The sequence below is a fragment of the Candidatus Acidiferrales bacterium genome (assembly GCA_036514995.1).
Lineage (GTDB): Bacteria > Acidobacteriota > Terriglobia > Acidiferrales > DATBWB01 > DATBWB01.
Window position 1 is genome coordinate 1 of the sequence record DATBWB010000038.1, and the last position, 13,956, is coordinate 13,956.

Here is a 13,956-nt window from a genome sequence, read left to right on the forward strand (position 1 = left end):
AAAAGCCCCACCCCGGCGTAGAGATCAAGCAGCAGGCCGCCGCTTTCGCTTGCGACCAAATCCACCATCTCCGGGAGCAGGGCGCGGTTCACCTGGAAAAACGACCCGTGGCTGACGCGGTACGAGCGGCCGGCAACGCGATAATCCAGGTGGCCCGCCCCGAAGAGTTGCTTGCGGTTGTCCCGCAGATCGCAAAACTGGACGGAAACGGTTCCCGGGATTTGGCTCGTAAGCAGCTCCGCGAGATTCTTTCCTGGCTGACCGATCCCGACATGGGAAAGGGTCAGCAAAAGAGTTTCATCCCGGTCATCGGCGAAGACTTCCGCCTCGCGCAGCTCCGGCGGCAATTTATCTTCCGCTGCCAATTGGGCCAGGGCTTCGAGCGCCCGATTGAGCGCCGGGGAGGCGATGGGACAATGGTGCACGGGGCAAAGCGCGGTCGTGCCCGGCGCGTAATAGCCCACTTGGATGAACGTGGCAAACGTCTGCTTGATTTTGAACTGAGCGCGATTGCGATAGCCGAGCCCTGAACCAGACGCTTCAGGGCCGAGTGGAGGGGAAGGGTGGGCGCGAATCTCTTCCTGCCAGTCTATCTTTCCCAGCCGCCGAAGCGTTTCGCGCAGGATCTCTTGCTTGGCGGCGAGCTGCCGCTCATAGCTCATCTGCTGGTAGTGGCAGCCGCCGCAGCGGGTGAAATACTGGCACGGCGGATCCACTCGTTCCGGAGACCGCTCGAGAATCTCGACGGGTCTGGCGCGGATGAATTTCTTCTTGTCTTCGATCAACTGGGCGGTGACTAGCTCGCCCGGCAACACGAAGGGAATGAAAACTGGCTTGCCCTCGTGATGGGCCAGGGCATCAGGGCCGTAAACCAGCTTTTGGATTTTGAAATCCATTTCAAGCGACCGTTCGGCCGGCCTCAGGGCAAGCCAGTGGCCGGCGACCCGTGTCCAGTGACCAGCGGCCAGCGATCCCGCAGAGCGGGACCAGCAACCCGTTACCCTCACCCCAGGTAGAACAAACTGAGTCGCGGCAAACGCAATTGTTCAAACAATTTTCGTTGGGTGTACTGCCGCTCAAGCAACGCCAGTTGCTCGGCGGTCATTTTTCGGCGATAGGGCACGAGCGCCCGGTCCATTTCGCGGCGAATCTCCACCAGTTCCTCTTCGCCAAGATTTGCGGTAATCGCCGCCATCAGTTTTTCTTCGAGAACCGTGAGTCGCCGCTCCAGATCTTCGAGGTCCGGAGATGGTTCTCCCGAGCCTTCGGCACCCGGCGGTGCGATCCCGCCGAGGCGGGCTGCGGTCGCGCTCAATTCGTCTGCGGTGCGCTCAAAGGCGGTGCCGAGTGCCGCGTGGTCAGTGCCGAGTGCCGGGTACTGAGTGCCGGGTGCCGAGTGCCGAGTTTCGAGTCTCACTTTTCCAGCCGCCTGGCGAAGCAAGCGGGCGTTGTCTTCGAGGAAGCGAGCAATACGTTCAGCGGAGAAACCGCTATCTCGCTCGGCAGCGCCCGCGGCGGGGCTTTTGCCCACTGCTGCTTCGCTCATTTCTCTTGCAGCATCAAGCACGGCGTCCACGCAATAGGCCAGGCTTTTGACCGGGCGCTTGCGTTTCGAGCGCCCGTAGGCTTCAAACGCTCGATCAATGCCCTTTTGTACCGCCCGCACCGGAATGCCGGCCTTCTGCCAGGTTTCCAGGATCGCCCAGTCGAGCGGCGAGACCAGCAGATGCGCTCCGCGCTTCTTCCAAAAATATTCCTCGATTTCGGTGAAGTAGTTGAAGTAATTGAACGACTGGCCCACTGTGGTTTCTCGGAATCCTTCAGGCTGAAGGCTTCTTCGCGGATCTCTCTTACCTGCGTTTTGAAGCTGTTCCGCTTTGCGGGATCGGGACGGCCCGGTTCCGTTCCCAGAGAATGCGGAGGCCTTCGAGCGTCAGAAATTCATCGGTGATCGAAATGTGGCGCGAACCGCTGGCGACGAGCGAAGCCTGGCCGCCGGTGGCGATGGCCTTGGCGTTCCCTCCGAGCACCGTTTTGATCCTCGCAATCAGGCCGTCCACCATGTCCACCGCGCCGTAATAAAGCCCGGACTGCATGCTGCCGACCGTGTTGGTGCCGATGATTTTCTCGGGCTCCTTGATTTCGACGCGCGGGAGCCGGGCGGCGTGCTCAAAGAGCGCTTCCGAGGCGATGCTGATGCCCGGGGCGATGACCCCGCCCAGGTATTCGCCTTGGGCGGAGATGGCGTCAAAGGTGACGGCGGTGCCGAAGTCCACCACGATGCATGGGCCGCCGTATTTTTCAAAAGCGGCCACCGCATTCACAATCCGGTCGGCGCCCACCTCCTGCGGATTGTCGTAGTGGACCGAGATGCCGGTGCGGATTCCCGGCTCGACAAAAAGGGCTTCCAGATCAAAGTAGCGGCGCGCCATCTCCGCCAGCACCGCGTTGAGCGGGGGAACCACCGAAGCGATGATCACGCCGGTGATCGCTTTGGGATCGATCCCGGCGAGGGAGAAGAGGTTGCGGGTCAGGATGCCGTACTCGTCGTTGGTTTGATTGCGCTCGGTGGTGAGCCGCCAGTGCGCTACCAGCCGGTCGCCGTCATACACGCCCAGCACCGTGTTGGTGTTGCCGATATCAATGACGAGGAGCATAGAAAAGCTCTGGGGGTCGGATGCTCAAATCTCCCTCACGTCGCCGGAGAGCACCGTCTGGACGCGGCCGTCATCGGTGATAATGCGCAGCAGGCCGCTGGCATCGAGCCCGGCGGTGCGGCCGGTGTACGTCTCCGTGGCAGCCACGATCTTCACCCGCTTGCCCTCGCAGTAGCTCGAGGCGGCGCGCCACCGGTCGATGATCGCCTGCGGACCCTGCTCCAGAAATTGATTGTAATAGCGGTCCAGGCAGCGCAGCAACCGCGCCAGAAGTTCCAACCGCGAATAGCTTTTCCCGGTCAGCATCCGCAACGAAGCGGCGATGGCAACCAGCTCGTCGGGCATCTGGGCGTGGTTCACGTCCACCCCGATGCCGACCACCACAAAATGGACGCGGTCCGGCTCAGCATTCATCTCGGTGAGGATGCCGCAGAATTTCTTGCCCTGGAGGAGGAGGTCGTTCGGCCAGCGAATGTCCGGTTGCATCCCGGTGGTTTCTCTCACCGCTTCATGGACGGCAAGGCCGGAAAGCAAGGTGAGCACCGGCGCCTGCACGGGCGAAATTTCCGGGCGCAGCAGCACGCTCACGTAGATACCACTCGATTTTTCCGAATACCAGCTTCGCCCGACGCGGCCGCGCCCGGCGGTTTGCTCCTCGGCCAGGACGATCGAGCCGTGCGGCTCGTCCTGCGCGCCCAGGTTCATGGCGACGGTGTTGGTCGAGTCAATCTTGAAAAAGTGGTGGATGCGCTTTCCCAGACCTGTTCCGCGCAGATGTTTTTGGAGCTGGCCGGGCACGAGGATGTCCGGCATGCGCTCGAGCTGGTAGCCCTTCATCGGGTGGCCCTTGACCCGGACGCCCAGCGAGCGCAGCTTCTCCATCCAGCGCCAAACCGTCCACCGGGTGACGCCAATCTCTCTGGCCACCTTCGCTCCGGATACAACCACCGTCGCGTGGTCCATCAAAAGCGACAGCAGCCGATCAATGCGGCGGTCAGTGGTTCCGGCAATGCTTCTGAGCAACCGAGTGCCTCGGATCTTCTCGCCAGTGCCGCAGCCATCCAGCCGCGGCGGGACGATGCCTGCGCCACCGGGAGAGGGTGCCCAACAACGCTCCAGAGTCTATTCGGGGCGGCACTCGAAAGACAAGTGCCGTTCCAACTATTTGAGCAGCATGACGAGCTCGAGCGACAAACTACGTCCCGCAGAGCGGGACTGGCTTCTTGAAGTAGTTAGCCCGAAATAGTTGGAACGGCACAAGTGGGGAGCCGGCGGGGCAGGCAGCCGACATCCGAATACGATGTCGGCGCCACCCCGAGATGGTGACCGCCGGCGGCTCAGGCGGGAATCAGTCAGCCGCTGGTTTCGAGGCGGAGCCCTCGAAGTGAATCGTGATCAAAAACCCGTTGGTGCCCGAGAACTCAAATTTTTGGTCATGGCCTTCGTAGTAGTGGCGCTTGTTCTTCCACATGCGGAAGCCGGTATTCGATTGCGCCGCCCAATACTTCAGGTTCCCGATCACCACCTCTTTGGCCGGATCGTTGTTATTGCCGGCAATCCGCTCCAGGATCACTTCCCCCTTGTCGTTGCCGAGGCGGGCATGGGCGACGTTCTTTTCCACCTGCCAGGCGATGGGAACGCTGTCCACGCCCAAGGGGTTCCAACGGACTGGATAGAGTTTGGGAAGAATGTCCAGCATCGCTGCTTGTTGTGCCTTGGTGACGCTTGGATCGAAGGTGAAGACGAGCCAGTCGGCCTTGCCCTGGCCCCATTCGTGGCCAAGATCGCCGGTCAGCCAGACTTTGACTCCGGCCAAGTCGGTGTCCTTGTAATAGCCCTTGTCCACGCGAAGGACGTTGTTGAATTTACAGAAATGGACGCCGTTATGCGCTTTGGCGAAGGTGTTGAAATAGCAGGGACAAAATTGGTCGCAGCTACAGGCTTCGATGTACGAAGCGGTGATCTTGAAATCAGGCTTGGCGATGGCTTTTTGGGCCTCGGCGGGCGGATTGCCGTATTGGGCCAGGCTGATTCCGGCGGCTAGAGACACAAACAGTATTACAAGCACGGCGCGGCGCATCTTTAGAGTTCCTCCTCCAAGTGGGATGGGTTGATTGTCTCACGCAAGGCGACACCTGGCAAGGGCGACCCTCTTGCGGCGGGCACTATTCCGGTTTGCAGAGGAAAGAGAGGTCGGCAGCGGGCGCGGAATGGGTGAGCGCGCCCACGGCGATGTAGTCGGCGCCGGCTTCGGCATAGGCGCGAATATTTTCGCGGTGGATACCCCCGGAGACTTCCATCTTGACCAGCCCGCCCGCTCGCAGCACGCACGCCCGCACCTGCCCGGCGCTCATGTTGTCCAGGAGAACGAGCGGCGCTCCCGCCGCCACGGCTTCGTCGAGTTCGGCCTCATTGCGCACTTCGACTTCAAGGGGAACCTCGGGTGACTTCTCCCTGGCCAATTCAATGGCCCGGCGAACCGAGCCGGCCAGGGCAATGTGATTTTCTTTGATCAAAATTCCATCGAAGAGCCCGAAGCGATGATTTTCTCCGCCGCCTAGCCGCACCGCATATTTTTCAAGCCGGCGCAGCCCGGGAATGGTCTTGCGCGTGTCCCGAATGCGGGCTTTGGTGCCGGCAACCGCCAGCACCAATTGCCGCGTCCAGGTGGCAATGCCGCTCAGGTGCTGTAGGAAATTCAAGGCCACCCGCTCGCCGGCAAGCAGCGCTCGCGCCGGGCCGCGCAACCGGGCGACCATGGCGCCTGAGGAAACCCACGCCCCATCGGTTCGCTGCGCTTCCAGGCGAAGGGAGGGGTCGAGCGAGCGCCAGACACGCTCGGCGAGAGGCAGTCCGGCAAGAACGAGGTCCTGCTTGGCCACGATTTCACCTTCCGCCCGGGCGGTGGCGGCCACGATGGCAGAGCTGGTGCGGTCGCCCGCGCCGATGTCTTCCTCGAGGGCGCGACGAATCAGATCCAAAATTTCGGGAGAGCCCCAATCGGGGAGGGTGGCGGCTGCGGAAATGGCTTCAGGCTGCGCCATGCGTATGCACCTGTTCAGGGCGAGCCGTGGACGGTAGAATCCTCCGCGTTCCGGTCCCGCCTTTCCGGGATCAAATCAGGCGGGCAAGCTGATCCACGAGTTTCTGATGTTCGATCTGGAGCTCGCCGAGTCGCGCTTCCATGGAACGAATCACGTTCTCGGGAGCTTTTTCCCGAAACGTCCGGTCGTTCAATTGCCGGCCCAGCCGGGCCAGCTCGCCCTCGATTTTTTCTTTTTTCCTGGCGAGTCTGGCGCGTTCCACTTCCCGGTCCTTGACGCCGAACGCCACCCAAACGTCGAAGCGAGCGGCCGACCGGATGATTCCCGTCCCGATGGAATCAGGACCCGCGGCCGGCTTGTCCGCCGCAGGCGCAAGATGGCCGCTGCGGCGGTCGAGTCTTTCGAGGCCGGCAAGCCCGAGAACCATCGCCTCCTGGCGGTGAACCAGTTCGAGCACCTGAGGGTCTTCCGATCCCAGGGCGGCGGCAATCTTTCTCTTTGGCTCGATCTTCAGCTCGGCGCGGATATTGCGGATTTCCGCGATGATCTGCTGGAGCAGCTCGACCTGAGCCTCGGCCTCGGCGTCCTCCCATTCGGGGCGCGCCTGCGGATAGCTTTCGCGGGAAATCGATTCGCCCCGACACTGACGCGGCAACTGGTGCCACAACTCTTCGGTGATGAAGGGCATGAAGGGATGCAGGAGCCGCAGGGCAGTCTCAAAGGCGGCCAAGAGGTTCCGCCAGGCTGCCTGATTGGCTTCGCTCTTCTCGAGCGACGTGATTTGAGGCTTCACCCACTCGATGTACCAATCACAAAATTCGTGCCAGAAGAAGTGGTAGAGCAGGTGAGAGGCCTCATGGAAGCGGTATTGTTCGAGCGCGGCCTCGATGTCAGCGGCGATGTGGTTGAGCCGCGCGAACAGCCAGCGGTCAGCCAGGCTGACCTGGCCGTGGACCGGATAAGGCGCCCCCGCCAGAATGGGTTCCGCGGCAACCTCCTCCCGCTTCACCACCCCCGCTTGCTCCGACTTGTCGAGGTTCAAGAAGATAAAACGAGCCGCGTTCCAGATTTTGTTGGCAAAGGCGCGGTAGCCGACCATGCGGTCTTCGGACAGGACAATATCCGTTCCCGGCGCCGCCATGATGGCCAGGGTGAAGCGGACGGCGTCGGTGCCGTACTTATCGGTCACCGCGAGCGGATCAATCACGTTCCCTTTCGTCTTGGACATTTTCTGCCGCTCGGCGTCGCGCACCAGGGCGTGGATATAGACCTCGCGGAAGGGAACGTCATCCATGAATTTCAGACCCATCATCATCATGCGGGCGACCCAGAAGAAGAGGATGTCGAAGCCGGTGATGAGCAGGCTGGTGGGATAGAAGCGCTTCAAGTCTTCGGTGCGATCGGGCCAGCCGAGCGTGGAGAAGGGCCAGAGCGCCGAACTGAACCACGTGTCGAGTACGTCGGGGTCCTGCTCGACGCCTTCCGAGGCGCAGCGAGAGCAGGCCGGGGGCGTCTCCCGCGCCACCATCACCTGGCCGCACTCCCGGCAGTAGTAGGCCGGGATGCGGTGGCCCCACCAGAGCTGGCGGGAGATGCACCAGTCGTGAATGTTGCGCAACCAGTCGAAATAGACTTTGGTCCAGTTCTCCGGGACAAACCGGGTGTGCTTTTCTTCGACCGCCCGGATCGCGGCTTCGGCCAGCGGCTTGACCTTCACAAACCATTGCGTGGAGGCGCGCGGCTCGACCACCGTATGGCAGCGCTGGCAGGTGCCCACGGCGTGAACGTAATCTTCCACCCGTTCGACGAGCCCTTCGTGATAAAGGTCCTGCATGACGCGCTTGCGGGCTTCCCAGCGGTCAAGGTCGGCGTAGGGGCCGGCGTTCTCGTTGAGCCGGCCGGTCTCATCCATGATATTGATTTCCGGCAGGAAGTGTCGCAGGCCGGTTTCAAAGTCGGCCGGGTCGTGCGCGGGCGTCACCTTGACGGCGCCGGTGCCGAATTCGGGGTTGACGTAGCTGTCGGTGATGAGGGGAATTTCGCGCTTCATCAGGGGCAGCAGGAGGTGCTTGCCGGCGAGGTGCCGGTAGCGCGCGTCTTCCGGGTGGACGGCGACGGCGCTGTCGCCGAGCATCGTTTCCGGCCGGGTGGTGGCCACGATGACGAACTCCTCCGAGCCCGTCACCGGATAACGGAGGTAGTAGAGCTTGTCCTTGCGCTCCTGGTGAATGGTTTCAAGGTCGGAGATGGCCGTCTGGCAGCGCGGGCACCAGTTGACGATGTACCTTCCGCGGTAGATCAGAGCTTCCTCGTACAGCCGGATAAAAACTTCGCGCACCGCGCGGGCGAGCGCCGGGTCAAGCGTGAAGCGTTCCCGCGACCAATCGCAGGAAGCTCCCAGACGGATCATTTGCTTCTTGATCGCGTCGCCCGACTGCGCCTTCCACTCCCAAACCTTTTGCTCGAACGCCGCCCGGCCCAGCGCCGTGCGCTCCATTCCCTGGTCGGCCAGTTGCCGCTCGACCACAAGCTGGGTGGCAATGCCGGCGTGGTCGGTGCCGGGGAGCCAAAGCACGTTCGCCCCAAGCATGCGCTTCCAGCGCATCAAAATGTCAATCTGGGTGTGCTCGAGCATGTGGCCCATGTGGAGCGAGCCGGTGACGTTGGGCGGGGGGATCACCAGCGAGTAAATCGGTTTGCGCTCGTCGGTTTCGGCGACGTAAAGCCGCCGCTCGACCCAGTATTGGGCCCAGCGCGGCTCAATCACCGACGGGTCATACGCTTTGGGAATCTCAAGCGGCATGGTCGGAAAGGCGCCTCTTGTGGTGAGCGAAGTCGAACCACGAAGCGCAAACTCTTACTATAATTCGCGCTCTCGGGCAGCGCAATGCTTCCTTCAAGAGAGCGTTTCGGCCGTTCCCGACCCGGAGCTTCGTCAAGGCGGTGAAGCGCCGCATCCCGGCAAGTCCCGACTGCTCCGACAAGTCGGGTGGCTCGAGACGTTGCGCTGCCAACGCCGAGGATGAACCCACTATTCGGGTTTGGGACGATTTTTTTGCTTCAGGACGGCTTCGGCGAGCGGCTTGACCAGCTCGCGCGAGATTTGCTCGAGCAGATCAGGCGAAAGGCGGGACATCACTTCTTCGACGACCTTCTGCACCAGTTCACCGTTTTCGGGAGGAGGCGCCGCGGGAGGAGTCAACTGAAACTCCGGTTCGACCCCTTCGACGGGTCGCGGTTCTTCGGGTTCGATTGCCGGTGAAAGAAAAGGTTCCCCCGCGTGGTGTGTGCCGATGGGCTCCGACTCGGGGAAAGCGGCGCCGATTCCAGCAGGGGCGTATGCGGATGGTTGCTCTGCTTCGACAAGCTCGTCGCTCACCGGCACAGTGAGGAAGGGCTCTTCGGCCACGGACGATTCTTCGCTCGCCCCGATAAGATCGGGGCTCGCGGCGGACTCACCAGCCGGCGTTGTCGCAGTGGAGGGTGGTTCGGTCAGAAAGGGTTCGGTTGCGAAGGGTTCCGTCCGTATGGGCTCGGTTGTCTCCTCGACTTGAGGCGGCTCCGGTTCCGACCAGAACCGCTCCGGGGCGGTGGTTTCCTCGGCCGTGAGCTGTGGCGGCGCGTCCACTTCGAAGGCCTGCTCGACCAGGTTTTGCGCAAAGGGAGCGGGTAGCTCCTCGCGTCTTGACTCCGGCTCCGACCCGCTGGGAGCCCCGATTCTATCGGGGGGGGCGAAGGCCTCCTCAACGACCCACTGGCGCTCCATGGGGATCTCTTCGATGGGCTCGCTCGCTTCTTGCGCTTCGCTCGAATCGGCAACCGGTTCATGCGAAACCCCGCTGAGGGGGCCAAAAGAGGTCTCTTCTGTGCCGACAAGTTGGGACACCAGGGGTTGGCTATCGAGTGTCACTTCCTCGGGCAGTTCAGGTAGCTTGCTCCCCTCTTCCCGGGCCGACTCGGAAAGCTCCAGCGGTTGGGCAAAGGGCTCACCCGGAGCTGGTGCACCGGGAACGGGTTCTGTCTCCGTTGGCGGTGGCCCAAAGGGTGCCTCGGCCGGGGTCTGCCAGGCCGGGCTGTCGAAGACGCTCGCTTCCGCCTGGCTGCCAGAGTCCGCTGGCAATCCCGCCGTAGCGGGACGGCGGGGCATACCCGCCCCGAGCAGGAAGGTTTCTTGGAGCCATCCCTGAAGGTTGGTGGCAGGCGGGGTGCGTGTGGTTGACACGTCCTCCAAGACGCGCTTGGGTTCGGATTCCTCCACAGCCGTTCCGTCCCGCACAGGCGGATTCAACGCAGGTGTTTCGCCACCAGAGCTTTCCCACCACGGGGCTTCAGCAGGAATCACTTGATCGGCGCCGCGAAGAGAAGGCGATTCTGTCTCTGCCGGCGCACTCGACGCCCCGCCGGGGCGGGGTTCAGCTACCGCATTCTGGCTGTCTCCTGTTTCGAGCGCGTCAAAATCGTAGAACGCTGAAGTCTTCTCCTTCAAGAGTTCACGGGCTTCTTCTTCCGGAGCAAGCGGGCGCCCGGTCTCGGGGGGTAAGGTTTCCTCGAGCAAATCGGAAAAGATCAGCGGCTTATCTTCCTCGCGGCCCAAGTAGGTGATCGGCTCGGGGCGCGTGATCCAGTCCTGCGGTGTTGGCTCTTCCTCTTCGGCCTTTTTTTCAACCCTGGCGGCTGGCTCGGTCGGCTTGGCGTGCGTGAGGGAAGAGGGGAGAGGTGGCGGTTCCGCCGGATAAGGCCGGGGGACCGGCGGGGTTGGCGGAAGAAAGGCCTGGACTGGCGTAGGCGTGTGGTCGTTGCCGACGAAATCGAATGTCGGGGCTGCGGCGGTAGGCGATCGTGCCGGGACTCCCGCCTGGGCGGTGCCGGCACGGGAACGCGCGAGTAGCTGCTTGACCGTCAAAACCAGAGGATCGGGCGGCACAAAGGGTTTCTTGAGCACGCCGTCGGCACGCACCCGCTGCACCTCGGCTTCATCGAGCGGGTCAAAGGCGCCGATGAGAAGCACAACCGGGATGCCGGCCAGCGCTTCATTCTTTTTGACAAATTCGCAAACCTCATAGCCGGTGCGCACCGGCATGAAGACGTCGGCCAGAACAAGGTCGGGATGAAGTTCGGAAATTTTGCGCACCGCCGCCTCGCCATTGCCGACAGCAATGACGTTGAACCCTTCTCCGCGCAGCTCGTGCGTAACCATCCGCTGGATGTTGCTGTTGTCGTCTGCAACCAGGATGGTCGCGGGCACGAAATCTCCTTGAGATGGAGGGGGGAGGACGTGCCAAACTTAGCACTCGGAAGGGGCCAAGTCAATAGAAAGTAATAGTACTATTTCTTGGTTGGAAACAGAGGACTTGGATGGGGTTCTAATACCGCTTTGTGCCGTTCTGACTAACCGGCTAACCTTGCCCCAGCGTGATGATCTTCTTGAGGGTTCCCTTTTTCTTGCTACTGGACTCTTTCTTCGGCTTCTTGTCTTTCTTTTTCTTGGTGTCGGCTTGCTGCTCCTCTGCCCGCGATGAGGGAGAGCTGCTGGCCGAGGTGTCCTGCGCCGACCCAGCCTGGGTGGCAGCCGGGGAGGAAGGTGTAGGGTTGGCTTCGACGGATGGGGACGTGGAAGAGGCGCCCGGCGAGGGGCTCGAGCCTGGTCCCGGCCCGCTCGCTTCCGGGACCGTCTGCACGACCACGCCCGAGCCTGCTGGTGCCGGGACGGCGGCAACCTGGGCTGAGCGGCCGGTCCGGCTCTCGAGGTTCGGCTTGGTGATCTTGCCCTGTGCTCCCGAGACGTCGGGGCCGTGCTTGAACATGCCGGTCAGGCGACCAACCACTCCCGCTTTCTTTGCCTGTTGTGCTTCCAACTGGGCGCGGGCAACCACTTCCGGTTTTGGCTCGGGGATCGGCCGGTTGAGGGCAGTGAGCTTATCCTTGGCGTCGGGGACGAGCTTGCTCAGCGGATATTCGGTGATGATCCGTGAATAGGAGTTGGCAGCCTCTTCGGCGCGCTCGATGCGCTCGAAGGATTGACCGAGCATCCAGAGTGCCCGGTCGGACTTACTATAAGTCGGGTACTCGTCCACGATTTCGCGCAAGCGGGGGATGGCGGCGCGGTTCGAGCCTTTGATGAAGTAAAAGCGGGCCACCCGGAAATCACCCTCCGCCAGCACCTCTTGCACTTCGCGCAAGCGATGCTCGGCTTCCTCGACCAGCGGGCTGCCCGGATAGGTCTTCAAGAAAACCTTCAGCTCTTCCTCGGCGCGGACGGCATGGGTGCGGTCGCGGTCGGGCTTCTCCATCAAGCGATAATGCGACATCGCCACGCGCATTTGCGCATCGGCCGCTTCCGGCAACATGGGGAAGATGGTGATGAAGTCCTTGTACTCGGCCTCCGCCTGCGTCAGGCCGGCGGTGCCACCTTCCGCGTAGTAGGAATCGGCGATGGCCAGCTTCGCTTTGGCCAGGTGGTCGCTATCCGGATAGGTGTTGATCAAGGTTTGCAGGGTCAGCCGGGCGACCGTCCAATGCTTGCGTTGAATTTCATACTGGGCGCGCTCGAAAAGAATCTTGTCCGGCTCCTGCGACTGCGAGAGGTCCATCGTGTCCGGCTTCTTGCCCCGGCCGCAGCCGGCCGCCGCCAGCCACACCAGTAACACCGCCAGCAGATACGCCAAGCCTCTTGCCCCAGCCTGCATACGAACCTATCTCCCTGTCCCTGCACCGGCCCGGGGCCCGCCTGCCTAAACTTTCTGCGCCACCGCCAGTTGGGCCGCCTTCAACATTTCACGCACGGTCGCCGCCGGGTCAGGCGAGTGGAAGACCGACGTGCCGGCGACCAGGATTTCTGCCCCTGCCCGGACCAGGTCGGAAAGGTTTTCGAGACCCACGCCCCCATCCACCTCGATCCGGAAAGCGAGTCGGCACTCTTCCCGCAGCCGCCTTAATTGGCGAATCTTTTCGAGGCTGCCCGGGAGAAACTCTTGTCCGCCAAAGCCCGGGTTCACCGACATCACCAGAACAAAATCGAGCATCGGCAGGACTTCGCTGAGCACTCCCACCGGCGTCGCCGGGTTGATGGCCGCTCCCGCTTCAATGTCCCGCTGGCGAATCATCTGCAAGGCACGGTCGAGGTGGTGGGTCGCTTCCGGATGCACCGAAATCATATCCGCGCCGGCCTCAGCAAAATCGGGGATATACCGCTCCGGTTCTTCGATCATGAGATGCACATCGAGCAGCAGATCGGTTGCCTTGCGCAGGGAAGCCACCACCGGAACGCCGACGGTCAGGTTGGGCACAAAGTGGCCGTCCATAACGTCCACGTGGATGATCGAGGCCCCGCCTTCGCGCACGGCCTGGATTTGCGCCCCCAGGCGAGAGAAGTCTGCCGCAAGGATCGAAGGAGCTATCTCAGCCATAACCACCGGCGAAACTCTTAAATTCTATCACACCCGGGCGATGAACCACCTTTACCCCGGCGCAACTCGGGCCGGGCTCATTCCGCCACTTGCAGGTTGATGGCTGAAGCCTGAGCCACCTTGGCACCGGCGGGCGGGTCGCTCGAAATGATCGTTCGCCGGGGACGACCGGCATCCCGTGCCGACGATATCTGACCGACCTTCAGGCCAGCCCGGGTCAGGATCAATTCCCCTTCCAGTTGCAATTTGCCGGTGATGTCCGGCATCACCATCTCGATGGGTGGCGGTCCCAGCGAGACCAGAAGATTCACGCGGGGGTCGGTCGCATCGGGAGCTTGCGCCGGCGGTTGCTGGCGCATGACCTGGTCGGGCTGGCTGCCCGGCAGATGAACTTGCGCCACGCTGCCCAGGTGCAGGCCGCTCTGGAGAAGAATAATGCGGGCGGCGCGCAGGCTTTGGCCCTCAACCCCGGGGATGGTAAATTTCCTGGGACCCAGACTGATCGAAACGTGGATGGCGCGGTTGGCTTTGATCTGGGTGCCCGGCGGCGGGAGCTGCCGGATGATCTGGTCAACCGGCTGGTCGCTGTAGGCGCGGTCGGCAATTTGCACGGGAACGCCGAGCGTTCGCAACTTGCCCCGCGCTTGCGCCACCGTCAGGCCAACCATGTTGGGAACTTCCACTTGCTTCCCGCGAATGGCAAAGCGGATCGCCGTCACGGCACTCAGGAAACCGGCCGCCACCAGAAGAAAAGCCAAAAAGAAAATCTGCAGGACCTGGGCCAAGCGTTGCCGTACGGTCATGGGTGATTGCCTTGCGTTGTCGCCGCCTCGAATTCCAGATTGTAGC

Annotated in this window: 11 protein-coding genes; all 11 read right to left on the reverse strand. The window is 62.3% G+C overall.

Annotated elements, in window-relative coordinates; genetic code table 11:
* Nucleotides 1-896 (reverse strand): TRAM domain-containing protein (locus tag VIH17_02845; protein ID HEY4682167.1); only part of this gene is annotated, 896 nt, incomplete at its 3' end.
* 107 nt (nucleotides 897-1,003) lie between these two features.
* Nucleotides 1,004-1,801, reverse strand: coding sequence for a hypothetical protein (locus VIH17_02850; protein HEY4682168.1), 798 nt, complete (start codon nucleotides 1,799-1,801; stop codon nucleotides 1,004-1,006).
* A gap of 49 nt (nucleotides 1,802-1,850) precedes the next feature.
* Entirely contained in the window at nucleotides 1,851-2,657 is an 807-nt protein-coding gene (locus VIH17_02855; protein HEY4682169.1) for a type III pantothenate kinase, read from the reverse strand.
* A gap of 24 nt (nucleotides 2,658-2,681) precedes the next feature.
* Nucleotides 2,682-3,680 (reverse strand): biotin--[acetyl-CoA-carboxylase] ligase, encoded by a 999-nt coding sequence (locus VIH17_02860; GenBank protein HEY4682170.1) that lies wholly within the window; start codon nucleotides 3,678-3,680, stop codon nucleotides 2,682-2,684.
* A 325-nt stretch (nucleotides 3,681-4,005) separates the two neighbouring features.
* Entirely contained in the window at nucleotides 4,006-4,737 is a 732-nt protein-coding gene (locus VIH17_02865; GenBank protein ID HEY4682171.1) for a DUF1326 domain-containing protein, read from the reverse strand.
* An 85-nt stretch (nucleotides 4,738-4,822) separates the two neighbouring features.
* Nucleotides 4,823-5,701, reverse strand: a complete 879-nt coding sequence (gene nadC, locus VIH17_02870; GenBank protein HEY4682172.1) for a carboxylating nicotinate-nucleotide diphosphorylase — start codon at nucleotides 5,699-5,701, stop codon at nucleotides 4,823-4,825.
* 70 nt (nucleotides 5,702-5,771) lie between these two features.
* Nucleotides 5,772-8,504: a valine--tRNA ligase gene (locus tag VIH17_02875; protein HEY4682173.1), complete on the reverse strand. Its 2,733-nt coding sequence runs from the start codon at nucleotides 8,502-8,504 to the stop codon at nucleotides 5,772-5,774.
* Between the two features lie 228 nt (nucleotides 8,505-8,732).
* On the reverse strand, nucleotides 8,733-10,946 hold the full coding sequence (locus VIH17_02880) for a response regulator (GenBank protein HEY4682174.1): 2,214 nt from the start codon (nucleotides 10,944-10,946) through the stop codon (nucleotides 8,733-8,735).
* A 151-nt stretch (nucleotides 10,947-11,097) separates the two neighbouring features.
* Nucleotides 11,098-12,366, reverse strand: coding sequence for an outer membrane protein assembly factor BamD (gene bamD / locus VIH17_02885; protein HEY4682175.1), 1,269 nt, complete (start codon nucleotides 12,364-12,366; stop codon nucleotides 11,098-11,100).
* A 66-nt stretch (nucleotides 12,367-12,432) separates the two neighbouring features.
* The gene (gene rpe / locus VIH17_02890; protein HEY4682176.1) at nucleotides 12,433-13,107 is read right to left on the reverse strand and encodes a ribulose-phosphate 3-epimerase; all 675 of its coding nucleotides are present in this window, start codon (nucleotides 13,105-13,107) and stop codon (nucleotides 12,433-12,435) included.
* 77 nt (nucleotides 13,108-13,184) lie between these two features.
* Nucleotides 13,185-13,956 (reverse strand): PASTA domain-containing protein (locus VIH17_02895; GenBank protein HEY4682177.1); only part of this gene is annotated, 772 nt, incomplete at its 5' end.

Coding starts and splice junctions, on each gene's coding strand:
- VIH17_02855 (HEY4682169.1), bottom strand. CDS start 2,657: ATGCTCCTCGTCATTGATATCGGCAACACCAACACGGTGCTGGGCGTG.
- VIH17_02865 (HEY4682171.1), bottom strand. CDS start 4,737: ATGCGCCGCGCCGTGCTTGTAATACTGTTTGTGTCTCTAGCCGCCGGA.
- nadC (HEY4682172.1), bottom strand. CDS start 5,701: ATGGCGCAGCCTGAAGCCATTTCCGCAGCCGCCACCCTCCCCGATTGG.
- VIH17_02875 (HEY4682173.1), bottom strand. CDS start 8,504: ATGCCGCTTGAGATTCCCAAAGCGTATGACCCGTCGGTGATTGAGCCG.
- rpe (HEY4682176.1), bottom strand. CDS start 13,107: ATGGCTGAGATAGCTCCTTCGATCCTTGCGGCAGACTTCTCTCGCCTG.